The organism is Idiomarina sp. 28-8 (genome assembly GCF_000320945.2).
In the GTDB taxonomy this organism is placed as follows: domain Bacteria; phylum Pseudomonadota; class Gammaproteobacteria; order Enterobacterales; family Alteromonadaceae; genus Idiomarina; species Idiomarina loihiensis.
The window spans coordinates 193,348-208,206 of the sequence record NZ_DF266793.1 but is presented as its reverse complement, the minus strand read 5'-3'; the positions used below and the strand labels follow the sequence as shown (position 1 = coordinate 208,206).

Annotated in this window: 15 protein-coding genes; 2 read left to right on the top strand and 13 right to left on the bottom strand. The window is 49.0% G+C overall.

All coding sequences use genetic code 11. The features are described 5' to 3' along the window. A partial coding sequence (locus RJ32_RS13075) for a hypothetical protein (protein WP_034822794.1) occupies positions 1-295 on the top strand: 295 nt, incomplete at its 5' end. Between the two features lie 95 nt (positions 296-390). Here the strand turns inward: RJ32_RS13075 and RJ32_RS13070 are convergent. The 13 genes from RJ32_RS13070 to RJ32_RS13010 all read right to left on the bottom strand — a co-directional run bounded on the left by RJ32_RS13070 (position 391) and on the right by RJ32_RS13010 (position 12,191). Next, positions 391-1,464, bottom strand: a complete 1,074-nt coding sequence (locus RJ32_RS13070; RefSeq protein WP_034822793.1) for a helix-turn-helix domain-containing protein — start codon at positions 1,462-1,464, stop codon at positions 391-393. Positions 1,465-1,494: 30 nt separating this feature from the next. Continuing rightward, positions 1,495-2,676, bottom strand: coding sequence for an NAD(P)/FAD-dependent oxidoreductase (locus tag RJ32_RS13065; RefSeq protein WP_034822792.1), 1,182 nt, complete (start codon positions 2,674-2,676; stop codon positions 1,495-1,497). Next, complete coding sequence (locus RJ32_RS13060; RefSeq protein ID WP_034822791.1) at positions 2,676-3,167, bottom strand: peroxiredoxin; 492 nt, start codon at positions 3,165-3,167, stop codon at positions 2,676-2,678. The genes RJ32_RS13065 and RJ32_RS13060 overlap by 1 nt, the downstream gene beginning before the upstream one ends. Then, positions 3,151-3,942, bottom strand: a complete 792-nt coding sequence (locus RJ32_RS13055) for a class I SAM-dependent methyltransferase (protein ID WP_034822790.1) — start codon at positions 3,940-3,942, stop codon at positions 3,151-3,153. The genes RJ32_RS13060 and RJ32_RS13055 overlap by 17 nt, the downstream gene beginning before the upstream one ends. Continuing rightward, a complete protein-coding gene (locus tag RJ32_RS13050; protein WP_034822789.1) occupies positions 3,939-4,391 on the bottom strand; it encodes a GNAT family N-acetyltransferase in 453 nt (150 codons plus the stop codon). The genes RJ32_RS13055 and RJ32_RS13050 overlap by 4 nt, the downstream gene beginning before the upstream one ends. Next, on the bottom strand, positions 4,388-5,260 hold the full coding sequence (locus tag RJ32_RS13045) for a Dam family site-specific DNA-(adenine-N6)-methyltransferase (RefSeq protein WP_011235699.1): 873 nt from the start codon (positions 5,258-5,260) through the stop codon (positions 4,388-4,390). Before RJ32_RS13045 ends, RJ32_RS13050 begins: the two co-directional genes overlap by 4 nt. 81 nt (positions 5,261-5,341) lie before the next feature. After that, entirely contained in the window at positions 5,342-6,934 is a 1,593-nt protein-coding gene (locus RJ32_RS13040) for an AAA family ATPase (protein ID WP_034822788.1), read from the bottom strand. A 45-nt stretch (positions 6,935-6,979) separates the two neighbouring features. Next, positions 6,980-8,053 carry a 3-dehydroquinate synthase gene (gene aroB / locus RJ32_RS13035; protein WP_034822786.1) on the bottom strand — a complete coding sequence of 358 codons (1,074 nt, stop codon included), beginning with the start codon at positions 8,051-8,053 and terminating at the stop codon, positions 6,980-6,982. Positions 8,054-8,071: 18 nt separating this feature from the next. Continuing rightward, entirely contained in the window at positions 8,072-8,605 is a 534-nt protein-coding gene (aroK, locus tag RJ32_RS13030) for a shikimate kinase AroK (protein WP_011235696.1), read from the bottom strand. Positions 8,606-8,742: 137 nt separating this feature from the next. Then, complete coding sequence (locus RJ32_RS13025) at positions 8,743-10,026, bottom strand: type IV pilus secretin PilQ (RefSeq protein WP_034822783.1); 1,284 nt, start codon at positions 10,024-10,026, stop codon at positions 8,743-8,745. After that, positions 10,023-10,850, bottom strand: coding sequence for a hypothetical protein (locus tag RJ32_RS13020; protein ID WP_034822781.1), 828 nt, complete (start codon positions 10,848-10,850; stop codon positions 10,023-10,025). Before RJ32_RS13020 ends, RJ32_RS13025 begins: the two co-directional genes overlap by 4 nt. Continuing rightward, positions 10,843-11,379, bottom strand: coding sequence for a hypothetical protein (locus RJ32_RS13015; protein WP_034822779.1), 537 nt, complete (start codon positions 11,377-11,379; stop codon positions 10,843-10,845). Before RJ32_RS13015 ends, RJ32_RS13020 begins: the two co-directional genes overlap by 8 nt. After that, entirely contained in the window at positions 11,367-12,191 is an 825-nt protein-coding gene (locus RJ32_RS13010) for a hypothetical protein (RefSeq protein WP_034822777.1), read from the bottom strand. The genes RJ32_RS13015 and RJ32_RS13010 overlap by 13 nt, the downstream gene beginning before the upstream one ends. A 190-nt stretch (positions 12,192-12,381) precedes the next feature. Between RJ32_RS13010 and RJ32_RS13005 the strand changes: the two genes are divergently transcribed. Next, positions 12,382-14,844, top strand: coding sequence for a penicillin-binding protein 1A (locus RJ32_RS13005; RefSeq protein WP_034822774.1), 2,463 nt, complete (start codon positions 12,382-12,384; stop codon positions 14,842-14,844). Positions 14,845-14,859: the final 15 nt, after the last annotated feature.

The following is a 14,859-nucleotide window of genomic DNA, read 5'->3' as shown; positions in this document are numbered from 1 at the left end:
GTTATTTCTGATTGTAGCTACTGTTTGCATTACTCTCTCGCTCTCTGGATTAGCTGGCTCTTGGATAAATGATCTTTTTGAGTCTGAATCGGGTCATAGTTTGGAAGAATTCATTCAACCTTTATTTGTTCTAGGTGCGGTACTAGCAGTTCCAGGCTATGCATTGTTTGATAATGTGAAAGAGGTTATAAGCGCTTATCAATTTAAACGGCTATGGGAACAGAAACTCTCGCATGCAAAAGTTGAGCATAATAATAGCGAGGAAAAGGAAGCTGGTAACGTTTCTAGTGGTTAAGTGTATTGAGTCTGTCAATATTACCACCGCATCCACTACAAACTCATATATTTTCAATATGCCCAGCTGGCTTTAAGGTCGAGTACCTTATTCTTTTAATTTGGGAAGCGCATTCTTAAATAATCCTCACAGGTTTGTCCTTTAAGAGCTTCACATTTTGCAAACTCTCGAATGTAAAAGATTTTATCAAACTCAACCGGTCTATTAGCGGATTCAACTTCCATGAACACCAACGATTTAGAGTCAATTGAGCATGGGCTTATGTTTATCAAGCGCGCTGCATCAGGGCCAAGCCTACTTTTAATGATGTTTTGTATATGAAGATAAAAATTGTCATAGCTGCCGTTGAAGTTTTCATTAACCTCTTGGTCTACCCCCCTTATATTGTGGTAGTCATCAACACCCAAAATTAAGTAACCTCCCTGAGTGTTTAAAAAGGCGGCTAAACATTTTAGAGTCTTGGCTTCAATGTCTTTCTGCGGTTTATTTCCTTTTCTGCGCGCTTTTCTAGATAAAGTTAGGGATTCTTTAAACTCTACATATTCTACAGGGTTTATCTCGCCCAACTCTATTAGACGCCTTACATTCGCCTCTAAAAGTGACTTATTATCAAGTTTCATCTGATTTTCTAGTGATAAAATCTTTTCCAAGGCAGGGGAGCTTGTCATATCAGCTTCACAGTCAATGCGTCTAAGCAGTTTAAGGGCTTCTTTACCTTCGTGACTGTCAAAGTATTTTTCTTTAAATATAGTAAAACAGATACGATAGCCTCTCTCTACTTCTTGAAAATAACTACAGGATCCATTAGGCGTCTTAAACTTAGCTAATTTAGTTAGAAGTGCACTTTGAATTGAGAGTGAATTAGGGGAGTTTGCTTCGGTAGCCAGTTGGGCGATTTCAATTATTTTGTTTTGCGTGGATAGAGGGAAAACTCTTTCATAATTCGACTCAAAGTAATCCCAACAGTCGTGCAATATTTGGTGCATAGTTGGATACTGATCCGAATACTTAAAGATTTCATCCATTAAGACTTGGTTCCAATTTTTTGACTCTCTCAGTATTCGAAATTCTAAGTAAAAGTCTGGATATTCACTCAATTGGTTATTAAGAAGCTCCTCCCAAGTTGATAGCTTCGACTTAGCCAGCTCAGTAAGAGGTGAATTACTCACAGATTATCCCTTTCCATTAGTTATAGCCACCTACAACTCCGATCCACAAGCAAAACCACTACTCCAGGCCCACTGGAAATTAAAGCCTCCCAACCAGCCGGTTACGTCCAGCACTTCGCCTATAAAGTACAGGCCGGGTTGTTTTTGGCTTTCCATGGTTTTGGAGCTGACTTCGTCGACGTTAACGCCGCCTAAGGTGACTTCGGCGGTGCGGTAGCCTTCGGTGCCGTTGGGTTTTAGCTGCCAGCGGTTAAGGTTGTCGGCTATGGCCTGAAATTGTGCGTTAGAGGTGTCGGCCAGTTTGTTGTTCAGCGGCCATTGGTGGTGCTCTGCTAATGCGGTCACCACGCGTTTGGGGAAGTGTTGCTGCAATACGGTATTGAGCTGGGTTTTGGGTTGTTGCTGTTGTTGTGTTTTCAGCCACTCAAAGGCGTCTAAGTCGGGTAGCAGGTTAATGGTCACGGCTTCGCCGGGTTGCCAGTAGGAAGATACTTGCAAAATGGCCGGTCCGCTGACGCCACGGTGGGTAAACAGCATGGCTTCTCGGAAATAGCCGTCGTGGGCTTCTGCACTTACCGGAACAGCCACACCGGAAAGCTCGGCAAAGCGGGCCTTTTCGTCGTCTTGCAGGGTAAAAGGCACTAAACCGGCGCGTACCTGCACAATAGAATGCCCGAACTGCTCGGCAATTTGATACCCCAACGGAGTGGCGCCCAATTTGGGCATAGACAACCCACCACAGGCAATAACCAGTTTTTCGCAGCTATAGCCGCCACGGCTGGTTTCAATATGGTAGTTGTCGTCGTAGTCTACTGACACAATCTCGGTGCGCAGCTGAACTTTGGCGCCGTGTCGGTCGCATTCGCTCATCAGCATGCGGACAATATCTTTGGCGGAGTCGTCGCAGAACAACTGCCCTAAGGTTTTTTCGTGGTAGGCAATGCCGTATTCAGCCACCAGGCCAATGAAGTCCCATTGGGTGTAGCGGCTGAGTGCTGACTTGCAAAAATGTGAGTTGGAAGACAAAAAGTTTTCCGGGCCGGCGTACATATTGGTGAAATTGCAGCGACCGCCGCCGGAAATCAGAATTTTCTTACCTGCCTGCTTGGCGTGATCCAATACCAGCACCGACTTACCGCGCTGTGCGGCATGAGCGGCGCAGTGCAGCCCTGCCGCGCCGGCACCAATAATAATCACATCCCAGTTCGACATTATTTCTGCAACTGCTCCAGTATGTATTCGGCTTTGCTCACTTCAAAGGACTTGTCTTCTTCAACAAACAGGCCTTTTACCTGGCCGTCGGTAATAATCATAGCGTAGCGCTTAGAACGTATGCCACCGAAGCTGCCGGTGTCCATGCTAAGGCCCATTATTTGGTTGTATGCGCCGTTGCCGTCAGACAATAACCGAACCTTTTCTCCGATCCCTAAAGATTCGCCCCAGGCCTTCATAACAAAGGCGTCGTTTACGGCCACACAATTAATGCTCAGAACACCCGCTTCTTTTAATGCTTCGGCGTGTTCTACGTAGCCGGGCAGGTGTTTCTCCGAACAGGTCGGAGTAAACGCGCCAGGCACTGAAAACAGTACGTGCGTGCCTTTAGCAAATATCTCTGCCGGGTCGTAGTTCTGAATGCCAAGATCACCTTTGCTGGTCAGTGAACCTGATGGAATTTTATCGCCTTCTTTAATTTGCTGACTCATGAAAACCTCGTTTTATATAAACATCAAAGCGATGCTTTTTACTTTTTATTTGACTGTTTGGTTCACGCCCGGCCAGAAAAGGTGCGCTGTTAGGGCGCTTTACTACTACCCTATATTTGGCCAGAGCGAGGGCGGGTTCGAGCAGGGTATCGGCGTCTTCGTCACTGCCCACCAGTTGCTGGAACATTTGCATGTCTTTTTTTACCTGGGCCTTTTGCTTGCCGGTTTTCGGGTACATGGGGTCTAAGTAGACCACGTCGGGCTCTTGAGTATAACCACTACCGGTAAAAAGGTTGTCGGTGCCAATTAACTGCATGCGTTGGCAGGTGTCACCAATAAAGTCGCCTTCCTGCCGGGCTCGGTGTAAGCCGTTATCGAGCAATGCGGCGACAACTGGGTGCCGTTCAATAAGCTGCACGTTACAACCTAAGCCCGCCAGTACAAAAGCGTCTCGCCCAAGGCCAGCGGTACCATCGACAACCGATGGCTTAAACTGTCCGGTTACGCCGACCGCTTTGGCAATAGCTTCGTTCTTTAACTGTGTGTTCTGAGCACGATAGGCAGCTTTACCCTGATGAAAGTCCACCACTAAGGGCGACATTTTCTGCGGGCTTTGCAGCCAGTGCAGTGCCAGTACGCCGTTGGTCAGCCAAAGCTGAAAAACGTCATTATCCGTAGTTTCAGACGGCAGTCCCCAACGCTCGGCAATGGCTTGTGCCGCAACGGTTTCAGCATCGCTGCCTGCAAGAATGGGAACCCGGGCCGTAGTTGTCACTGCGCAGCCTTGCGTTGCATATCAATGTGCGGAATATCGTCTTCCAGATATTCTTCGCTAATGGCCTCAAAGCCAAAGCTTTGGTAGAACTTCAGCAAATAAACCTGAGCGCCCACCCGAATTGGGGCTTTGGGGGCATACTCTTCAAGATAGTCGATGCTGCGTTGCATAACTTCAACGCCCAGTTTCTGGCCTCGCACTTTTTCATGCGTTATTACCCGGCCAATACGGGAATAGCCGGTATCGGCGGTGGCCAGGTATAGCCGGGCGTAGGCGATCATCTCATCGGCATTGTTGCGGGCGTACAAATGTAAGGCCTGTTCATCGGCGCCGTCAGCGTCCAGGTAAGGACAGGTTTGCTCTACCACAAAGACTTCCTGTCGAAGTTTCAGTAAGTCGTAAAGATCATGCAGTGAAAGGTCGTTAAATGCTTTTAAATGCCAGTTCATGTGCCTACTTTCTTTAATGAGTTGCTAAGAGAAACCACGTTACTTTTATTGACTTCGCTATCATATAAGGCGAGCAGCTCGGCTACGGGTTTGCGACCGTCGCCTTTTTGACTGATGCTGCGCGAAACCGACAAGCTACTGATATCGGCGTGCTTGTACAAGGCGCGGGTGAGGTCTGTGTCGTGGTTGCTGATCAGTACCGGAATATGGCGTTTTTTCGCAACCTGTACCGCGCGGCGAGCTAACTCGTCCTGATCGGTCAGGCCAAAGCCACCGGTGGCGTAGCTGGTAAAATTAGAGGTCTGATCCAGCGGTGCGTAGGGTGGGTCGCAGTAAATTACATCGCCTTGTCGTGCACGTCGAAACACTTGCTCAAACGGGCGGCAAATAAACTTGGCCTTGCGCGCTTTCTCGGCAAAATGTTCGAGCTCTTTTTCCGGGAAATACGGTTTGCGGTAATCACCAAAGGGCACGTTAAAAATGCCTTTGCTGTTATAGCGACACAGGCCGTTGTAGCCGTGGCGGTTCATATATAAAAAAAGCAATGAACGAAAGTAAGGGTCGCTGCTGGCATTAAAGGCGGCGCGCAGGGCGTAATAAGCGTCGGCCTGGTTGTTACGATCAACGAAGAGCTTGCGGGCGTCCTGAATAAAAGTCTTCGGACGGCGCTTCACAAACTGATACAGGGTAATGAGGTCCTGATTAATGTCGTTAAGCAGATAGCTGTCGTAGTCGGTATTCAGAAAGACTGAACCGGCGCCCACAAAAGGCTCGATGAGCTTTTTACCTTGCGGCAAGCGTGCTGTTATCGGCTCGATAAGTGAGTACTTACCGCCTGCCCATTTTAAAAATGCCCGATTCTTCTTCATGCGCCGGCCGTTGGTTTATCCTTTGCGGATTGTAACCCAAAGGCCGGGGGATGAAAATTGCTGACTGCGTGATTCGTCCCGCTACTGGCTATTAATGTCGCTTTGTACACTGGCAAACGACTTCGCCCAGGGTTCCATTTGCTGCACTTCAGCTGGCAACTGCGTGGCGGCTGCACGTGCTTGCTCAATGCTGGGGTAGCTGCCAAAAATAACCACATAACGTTGGTCGGCACGCTGGTAAACTTGGGTATTTCCGGCAATGCCGTAGTCATTACGGAAATTGCGCAGTAGCTGCGGGTCGCTAATAATGCTGATTTGCAGTGTATAGTTGCCTGAGCTCTGATCCAGCGCCCATTGGGTCTGGAACGGCAACGCACGTTGGGGCTGTTGCGGTTGCGGCTCAGGTTGTTCTGCTTTAACTTCTGGTTCTGGTTGGGCTACAACGGTATCAATGCCTGCCTCGGCTGGCGACTGCTCGTTAGATTGTCCGACAGGCTCGGCTTCCTGAGGCTGTTGTTGCTTTATGAAGCCAAGTGAGATTTCGCCTTCTGATATTTCAGAGGCAGCGACAGTATTCAGTGTGCCCAGAGCGTTCCGGTAAGACGCCGCTAATTCTGCAGGAACCAGTTCTAAAGAGCGCTCGGTTAAAGGCTCAAAGCTTGGCAGGCTGGCGACTTGCTCTGTTGCTTCTGCTGTTGTTTCAGGCACGCTTTCTGTCGTGTTGTTTGCAGCGTCTCCTGCGGTTGTTTCTGCCGGTGTCGCTGATTCAGAAGTCACTTGCTGCCAATAAGCGGTTAACTGTTCTTTATTCAAAAAGCCGGCAAAAGCCAGACTAATAACCACTGTAACTAAAATAATGGGCCAAAGGCGCATATTCCGACGGTTGTTTTGTGCTGGGCTATGTTTTGCTGTGCTCTGTTCGCTGGCGTCTTTACCGTCGGCATTCTTGTCGGAATTCTCGTCTGTCGTGGTATCGCGATAACGGGCAGCCTGAGTTGTCAGAGTAAATTGCAGACGTTGCTGAATTTCACCGGGAAACCCATGAATGGAATTTAAAAATTGCTGAATGCGTTCCAGGTTCCAGAAGCTGCGCTGTTTTTCTGGTAATAACGCCTGCACAAAACGTATTTGTTCGTCGTGGTTCAGTGGCTGTACTTCTATCATGGTTGGCCCCTGCACCCGCAAGTGCGGTGCCGGACGCTGCTGTTGAGCCCAACGGCTGTCGCCGGTAATGATAATACTGGTGCGCTGGCCAATGGCACTCAGTTGGGTAACGGTAGAAATGCACTCGGCCATGAAGCTTTCGGATAGCTGTTCGCCGTTATCAATAACAACAATGGCGTGCTTTAGCGGGCGCTGGCGTTGAATTTGACGACTTAACGACTCGTCGTTAATGCTGATAGTACCGAACAGTTGGTTCAGAATTTGGGCGCGGAGGCGGTCATTGGTGGAGCGTTCGTTGGCGCTGATAAAAGCGACTTCAGCGTATTCCGATGCCTGTTCAAGAAAGACTTCAGCAATGGTGGTTTTGCCGCTGCCTTCTTTACCGTGCAGCATAATAAGCGACACGCTTTGCTGGCACTGCTCGTGGAGCTGGTCAATAACCTGCTGTTGGCTCGGTTTGGTTTTTACCGGCGCGGCAACAATATATTGTGGGCTTGCAAGTGCTTGCATCTGTCTGTTCCTGTCTGTCAGCCGAATAGAGATAACGCGTTGGCGTTAGCAACATTCAGTGATCACAGCAGCAACGGTATTGTGTTCTACAGTACTGACAACTTCAGCCTGACCAATAGCAACCGGAAGAACAAAATGCAGCTGACCATCTTTTACTTTCTTATCGCGCTGCATGTAGTCTAACCAGTCCTGCCAGGGCATTTGCGGACCCTTTGTTGGCAAGCTAAGTGCCAGCAGTAAATCTTTAATGCGTCGAAAATCTGACGAATTGAGCCGCTGTGTCACTTCTGACAGCTTAGATGCAATTATAATGCCAGCAGCCACAGCCTCGCCGTGTGTCCATGCGCCGTATTCGGTGGCGGCTTCAATGGCATGACCAAAGGTGTGGCCTAAATTCAGCAATGCCCGCAGGCCTTTTTCGCGCTCGTCTAAAGCCACAACTTCGGCTTTAATTTCGCAGCTGCGTTGAATAGCGTAGGTTAGTGCGGCCGGGTCTTGCTGATTTAATTCTTCGGTATGTTGTTCCAGCCATTGGAAAAAATCGGCGTCGTAGATAACGCCGTATTTTACTATTTCGGCTAAACCGCTGCGGTAGTCCCGCTCAGTGAGCGTTTGCAGGCAGTCAATGTCGATAACCACCGATTTAGGCTGATAAAAAGCGCCAATCAGGTTTTTGCCCTGAGGATGATTAACCGCGGTTTTACCGCCCACGGAAGAGTCAACTTGCGACAGTAAGGTGGTCGGAATTTGGTAAAAATCGACGCCGCGTTGAAAAGTTGACGCCACAAAGCCGGCTAAATCACCTACCACACCGCCGCCTAAAGCAATAATGCCACAGTCGCGGTTAAAACCTGCGTCTATCAGAATATCCATGGCCTCGGCATAGCTGTCCAGACTTTTGAACTGCTCGCCGTCGCGCATTTCAAACACTTTCACCTGATGACCGGCAAGGCTTTTTAATAACGGCTTAAGGTAGTACTGACTAATGGTCGGGTTAGTGACGACCAGCAGTTGTTGATTCAGTTTGTGCGGAAGGCGCTCTACATAGTTGGGTAACAGGGCGTTACCAATGTAGATAGTGTAGCTGCGTTCACCTAAAGAGACGTTAACCTCAGCCATGAACGCAGCTCCTGTTACTTACCCAAGACCGTTAATGGACTCAAGCTGTTCGATAATGTCGTTGACCACAAACTTTGCACTTTGCTCATCGGTTTGCACCGTAATGTCGGCAATTTCTTCGTACAAAGGATCGCGCTCTTGTGCCAGCTCTTCAAGCACTTTGCGTGGGTCTTCAGCTTCGGCAATTAGAGGCCGGCGTTTATCACGCTGGGTACGAGCCAACTGCTTCTCGATAGGGGTTTTTAAATAAACCACCACACCCCGAGCCGATAACCGGTTACGGCTTTCTTTGCTCATGACCGAGCCGCCACCTGTCGCTAAGACGATGCCCATGTTTTCGGTAAGCTCTTCGATCACTTTTTCTTCGCGTGCACGAAAGCCTTCTTCACCTTCAAGCTCGAACACCCAACTGATTTCGGCACCAGTGCGGCGCTCAATTTCAGAATCTGAGTCGTAGAACTCTAAATGTAATTGTCTGGCGATTTGACGGCCAATCGTACTTTTGCCAGCCCCCATGGGCCCAACAAGAAAAATATTACGTTTCTCAGCCATATTCCTGCTTACATCATTGGTTAAAATTAGCTGTAACTCACGAATCCGGAGTGTCTGGAGACGTCCCCCAACCCAACGAAAAGAAGCGCGATTATCGCAACTTGAGCCCACTTTAGCAATAGTAATCGGCTTTTGGACTAACTTTGTGGCAATATCGTTGGTGTTACAAAAATCATAAGTTCCCGCTTTTCATCGCGTTGCTGCTGATGAGAGAACAATTTCCCGATTAATGGCAGCGACCCTAAGATGGGGACGCGACTGTCATCATTCAAGTTATGTTCCTGAAAGATTCCGCCCAGAACGATAGTTTCGCCATTTTTTGCTAATACCCGGGTGGACATTTCCTGAGTGTCGATAGCAACAGCTGGGCCGGTTGGGGTGGCAACGGTATCGCCGCGTGTGTTTTGAGTTATGGTCAGCTCCATTAAAACATGGTTGTTGGGAGTAATTTGCGGTGTAACGCTTAAGCCCATTACCGCTTTTTTAAACTGCACTGCAGTAGCGCCGTGTGCGGCGGTTTCTACATAAGGTATTTCGGTGCCCTGCTCTATGTAGGCGGGTTGTTGGTTCGACGTGAAAATTTTGGGGCTGGTAATAATTTCCGCTTTGTTCTCCTGCTCCAGCGCGGTTAATTCGAGATCCAGCAGAATATCGTCGCTCAGCCGCGCTAAATTAGCAGAAAAAGTGCCGGCGGGTGCGGCGGTAGGCAAGTCTACCTGCATGCCTTTAACAAAACTTCCGGGGTCTTCGGGTATTGCCAGACCGTATTCCGAAACACCCCAGCGAATGCCCAGTTCTTTACTAACATTCGCTTTTACGGTGACCATGCGGGCTTCAATCAGTACCTGTTTAACCGGCACGTCCAGATCATTAACCAGTTGCCGGATAGTTGCCAGTTGCTCTGGTGTATCCCGTAGAATAAGTGTATTGGTACGTGCATCGACGCTTACCGCGCCGTTAGGTGACAGAAAGCTTTGCTGCTCGTTTTTTAGTAGCTTGGCTAAGTCGCTGGCCTTTGCAAAATTAACGCTGAGTAAAATCGAGCGATACTCGCTGCTGTCTGTGGTGTGTTCACCGGCAACATCAATGCGCAGCATAGAGCCCTGCAGACGAATAGCGAGATCATGGCTGGCAATTAACGTAGCAAATGCGTCCTGCCATGCCACACCGTTCAGCTTCAGACTGGACTCACCCTTCACGTTGTCGGTCATCAATATGTTCAGTTGGTGCTGATCCGCTAATAGCTGTATGAGGTCGCGCAGCGGCATTTTACGGGTGTTGAGAGATACCGGTTGTAAGCGCTGTTGTTCGCTAAGCAGGCTTTGCCAGTTTTTGTCGGCTGCATAGACTGCAGACACGGGCTGGAAACTCAGAATAGCCAGCAGCAAAAAGACATAAAAAGAGAGTCGTGTTGGTATCATTGTGAGGAATTGTCCTTAGTTAAATGGATTTTCAACGGTTTTGCTGACCAGCATCCGGATTGCTTTTCCCAAAGCTGAAATTCGGCGTATTCGCCGTTAACGCTTTGTAGCTGCATGAGAGGGGCCGCTATCCAGCTACTTGCCGCGAGTGTCAGCAGTGGTTGATCCGGCATTTTCAGCAGGGCTTTTTTGACTGGAGAGGTTTGAGTGGCAATTAACTGCACCAGAGACCAGTCGTTAATGTGAATATCGCTTTGCATTTCAGGTTTGCCCAAGCACTCGATAGGCTCTGCGATAACGTCCGGGAAGTCTGATTTAAACAACGAAGGGGCGCTAAGTTCTGAGGGCGCTGGGCTGCCAGCCGTTAACCAGAGAAATTGCCAGCTTAATTTGCCGCTGTTTTCCCCGGTGTCACGCCACTTTAGTGTTTGCGTAAATGGAAACGGCTGTCGCACTTTCTGCTGCGCTTGCATGACAGAGGCGACCAATCGCAACGCGTTCTGATAAGTTCCGTTAACACCAACCAGCCACTGCTTTGCGTTTTCCGGGCTTTGTTGATAATAAAGGTCAACATTATGCTGCCTTGCCGCCTGCGTTAATAAAGTGGAGACTTCCGTTTCTGCGTGCTCCTTCAAAACTGGCCCGGTTTGTTCGGGAACCTCAGGAACGGTCTGCTGCAGTTGTTTCTGTTGTGTCCGAAGCTGCTCGTTTAGCTGGCTTGCCTGATAGCTGGTAAGAAAGTAACTGACACCCATAGCTGTCGCCGTGAAAAGCGCAACAGAGCCGATCCATAGCCAGAGTGGTTTTGTAAGTGATTCAGCCATTAGGTTCAGCTCCGCTGTCCGCGTTTTTCTGAGGACTTGTGTAGGAGAACACCACACCTTGCTGAGGCAATAGCTGCTGCTTTAGTCCGGGGTTTATTAACTGCTTTTCCAGCCATAAATACTGTTCATTAACCTGCTGTATCTGCCAGTAGATGGCGGTGAGTTTCATTTGTGACCGGCTAAGGGAAAGCTCGCGCTGCTGGAGATGGTGCTGTGTTCGCTCAAGCAGAGCGTAAAATGCGTTGAGCATCTCGTGGTTAGTATGCTTTTGTTGGGTAAAGGCTTTTTGCAACTGTTGCTGTTTTTGGTATTGCTCCCAGCGTTGCTGCTGAACGCTCTGCTCTTTCAGAGCCAGCTTTTGCTCTGCCAGCTGATGCTTTAAGTTGTTCAGGTAACCCTCGTAAGAAACAACCCATTGCACCGATACAACGCCGACAATAAGCAGCAGGAGAATACCCAGACAATGCAGCGCACGGTAGCGCAGCCATAGGCTTTGTTCCCGCCACTGCAACAGGTTTAGCGATGCCATTGACTGAACCCCCGTAAAGCTAAACCCAGCAGTACTAGTTCGTTGTCCAGGGCTGAAACAATGGGGGCAACGTTGTTTTGGAAAAATGGTGCCGTAGAAAGCACCAGATGCTTCAGTTGTTGCTGATGAGAAAGTTCCCGTTCAAGTTGCGACTGAATGGCTTTATCGCCAAAACTCATTACCCAGTTGAATTGATGAGACAGCTGAGCCTTAAGCAAAAAGCCCACCAAATTGTTGGTGTCGACAGAGTCGAGCCGCTGAAAGACGCCGTTTTTACAATAAAGCAAAATGGATTGTTGCTGACGGAGATCAACGACTATCCACGCCATGTCAGTCTCGAACTTGGTATTGTCAGGCCAAAGGTAAGGCAAAACCGCATTAGCTGCCCGTACTACTGACTGATAAACGGGTTCAACCACTTGCACCGGCATTTTCAGCGGGGCCAGTAAGACCAGCAATTCCTCCAGTGCTGAACGCTGGCCAATAACCGCTTCTGCTTCTTGCCCGTGGTTATGGGTGCAGTAGTCGTAGCTTATACCGGTATTGCGTTTTAGCTGGGGCGGTAATTTTTCCAGTAATTGCTCTTCAACCTGCTGGTTATTGTCTAACGGAATTTTCTGATAGTGGGTTGCGCTGTAGTCCAGTGCCGAGACAATACTGTCTGGTTTTAAGCCCTTGCCGGTTAAGCTGCTATGGTGCTGCTGAGAAAAGTGTTCGACAACAAAATGCCGACCCCGGCGGGACAATTGTAAAACCAGACAATTTTCACGATTAATTTGCACAGCAAGTGGTTGTTGCCGAAGTAATGACATTAGACAATATCCTTATTGTAGAAAAGCCAGATGCAAGCGTAGTGTTGTGAACAAAAATCCTCCATAATAGTCAGTAAGAGTTATGAGCTAATTTATGTCGGTGATTTCGGTTTCAACACTTTGGCGTGTTTCTGTAGTAAGTTCTGGCGTAAGTTCTGACGTAGTAAAAATGAAGTCATGGAGCAGATAATTGAAGTGGTTTAAGCGGCTAATCTACACCTTGCTGGTGTGTATTATTCTTGGCGGGGTAACGGTTGGCAGCCTTTACTTATACGTTAAGCCCGAGTTACCCAGTGTGGAAACCTTGCGGGACGTGCGTTTGCAAACACCCATGCAGGTGTTTAGCGCTGACGGTGAACTGATCTCGCAGTTTGGCGAAAAACGCCGAATTCCGGTAAAACTGGAAGATGTACCTCAACCGCTTATTGATGCTTTTCTCGCTACCGAAGACAGCCGTTTTTATCAGCACTTTGGGGTTGATCCAATAGGTGTTGCCAGGGCTTTTAGCGTGTTGCTCACCACCGGTGAAATTCAGGAAGGTGCCAGTACCATTACCATGCAGCTGGCGCGAAACTTCTTCTTAAGCTTTGACCGTGCCTGGATGCGTAAGGTGAAAGAGTCTTTTATCGCTGTCCACATTGAACAGTTGTTGAGTAAAGACGAAATTCTTGAACTTTATTTGAATAAAATTACCTTTGGTCATCGTGCCCACGGTGTCGGTGCAGCCGCGCAGGTGTACTACGGTAAGCCGTTAAACGAACTGACGCTGGCGCAAATGGCAACCATTGCCGGTTTGCCTAAAGCACCGTCTAACCTGAACCCTATTTCAAACCCTACTGCCTCTAAAGCTCGTCGACGCGTTGTCTTATTGCGCATGCTGGACGAGAAGAAAATTACTCGTGCTGAGTTTGAAGAAGCTGCAAATGCTCCTGTCACAGCTCGACGGCATGGCGCTGAGGTGACAGTGCACGCGCCTTACCTGGCAGAAATGGTGCGTCAGGAAATGGTTGATCTCTATGGTGAAGATAAAGCCTATAACGAAGGTTATCAGGTGTACACAACCATTAGAAGCGACGTACAGTTGGCTGCGCGCCAGGCTATATGGGATAACCTGCACAGCTATGATGAGCGACACGGTTATCGCGGTCCTGTTAGTTTATTGTGGTCAGCAGAGAAGAATGAAGAGCCGGTTAAAGAACCAGCCATACGCAAGTACCTGGAGCAACTGCGTGTTATTGGTGCGGTAACGCCGGCGGTTGTGACTGCAGTCGAAGAGCAGTCGGCTGACGTATTAGTGAAGGGAGAGGGTAAACTCACCCTGCCATGGGAAGCTATGCACTGGGCTCGTGAGTACTTAAACGAAGAACGTCAGGGCCCGCCTCCGGAAACCGCAGCTGACATTATGCAGCCGGGTCATGTTATTTGGTTGCGTCGGGTAAATGACGGCAGCGAATGGCGACTGGCGCAAATTCCCGAACCCAGTTCCGCTATTGTCTCTTTACGACCCGACGATGGTGCCGTTGCCGCTGTTGTTGGTGGGTACAGTTTCCAGCTGAGCCAGTACAACCGCGCTTTGCAGGCAGAGCGTCAGGTCGGCTCAAACATTAAACCTTTGATTTACTCAGCTGCATTTGAAGAGGGCTTAACTCTGGCTACCTTGGTGAATGATGCGCCCATTAACCAATGGAACCCGGGTTCCGGTGTAGCCTGGCGACCTAAAAACTCGCCGGAAGTCTATGAAGGCCCTATCCGTTTGCGTAAAGCTTTGGCTAAGTCAAAGAACGTGGTCTCGGTGCGCTTAATTCGCGAACTGGGAGTTAAAAAAGTGGCGGATCACTTGGCCAAATTTGGTCTGGACCGCTCAAAAATTCCCGAGAACGAATCGCTTTCTCTTGGCTCTCTTTCAATGACACCCATGCAGGTAGCTCGTGCATACGCAGCCTTCTCAAACGGTGGGTTTCTGATAGAGCCCTACTTTATCAAACGTATTGAAGACGCTGATGGTAATGTGATTGAAAAAACCGACCCGGTGCGCGCTTGTTTCGACTGTGACAACCCGGCTCCGCAGGTGATTAGCGAACAAAATGCGTTCCTGGTTGAGCAGGCAATGAACTCAGCAGTCTGGGGCGGCGGCAGCTGGGCAAATGGCACAGGCTGGAACGGTACGTCCTGGCGTATTCAGCGTTCTAAACCCATTACTGAAGCTGTTGGTCGCAACATTGCCGGTAAAACCGGTACCACCAACGATGTTCGTGATACATGGTTCTCAGGTTTTACATCGGACCTTGCGACAACTGTCTGGGTTGGGTTTGATGATGTTTCCCGTAAATTAGGACGCACGTCGAAGCACCCTGAAGTCGACTCCAGTCAGCAGGCAATAACTGGCGGTGAAGCGGGTGCGAAAACTGCGTTGCCGGGCTGGATCCTGTTTATGGAGAAGGCGCTACCGCTGTTTCCGTCACGCGATTTTGGTATTCCGCCGGGTGTGGTGAATGTCCGTATTGACTTAGAAAGCGGCAAGTTATCGCACAAAAGTGACTACACCACGCGGTTTGAATACTTTATACGTGGTACCGAACCCACTGAGTACAGTCGCGATAACGGTCAGTCTAATGGCGATATCTTTCAAGAAGATGATGACGACTTATTCTAGTCAGGTAAAAGCTGT

What these genes read in the sequence shown, in the direction of transcription:
- RJ32_RS13065 (WP_034822792.1), bottom strand. Translation starts at nt 2,676, where the DNA reads ATGTCGAACTGGGATGTGATTATTATTGGTGCCGGCGCGGCAGGGCTG.
- RJ32_RS13060 (WP_034822791.1), bottom strand. Translation starts at nt 3,167, where the DNA reads ATGAGTCAGCAAATTAAAGAAGGCGATAAAATTCCATCAGGTTCACTG.
- RJ32_RS13050 (WP_034822789.1), bottom strand. Translation starts at nt 4,391, where the DNA reads ATGAACTGGCATTTAAAAGCATTTAACGACCTTTCACTGCATGATCTT.
- RJ32_RS13045 (WP_011235699.1), bottom strand. Translation starts at nt 5,260, where the DNA reads ATGAAGAAGAATCGGGCATTTTTAAAATGGGCAGGCGGTAAGTACTCA.
- RJ32_RS13040 (WP_034822788.1), bottom strand. Translation starts at nt 6,934, where the DNA reads ATGCAAGCACTTGCAAGCCCACAATATATTGTTGCCGCGCCGGTAAAA.
- aroB (WP_034822786.1), bottom strand. Translation starts at nt 8,053, where the DNA reads ATGGCTGAGGTTAACGTCTCTTTAGGTGAACGCAGCTACACTATCTAC.
- aroK (WP_011235696.1), bottom strand. Translation starts at nt 8,605, where the DNA reads ATGGCTGAGAAACGTAATATTTTTCTTGTTGGGCCCATGGGGGCTGGC.
- RJ32_RS13025 (WP_034822783.1), bottom strand. Translation starts at nt 10,026, where the DNA reads ATGATACCAACACGACTCTCTTTTTATGTCTTTTTGCTGCTGGCTATT.
- RJ32_RS13020 (WP_034822781.1), bottom strand. Translation starts at nt 10,850, where the DNA reads ATGGCTGAATCACTTACAAAACCACTCTGGCTATGGATCGGCTCTGTT.
- RJ32_RS13015 (WP_034822779.1), bottom strand. Translation starts at nt 11,379, where the DNA reads ATGGCATCGCTAAACCTGTTGCAGTGGCGGGAACAAAGCCTATGGCTG.
- RJ32_RS13010 (WP_034822777.1), bottom strand. Translation starts at nt 12,191, where the DNA reads ATGTCATTACTTCGGCAACAACCACTTGCTGTGCAAATTAATCGTGAA.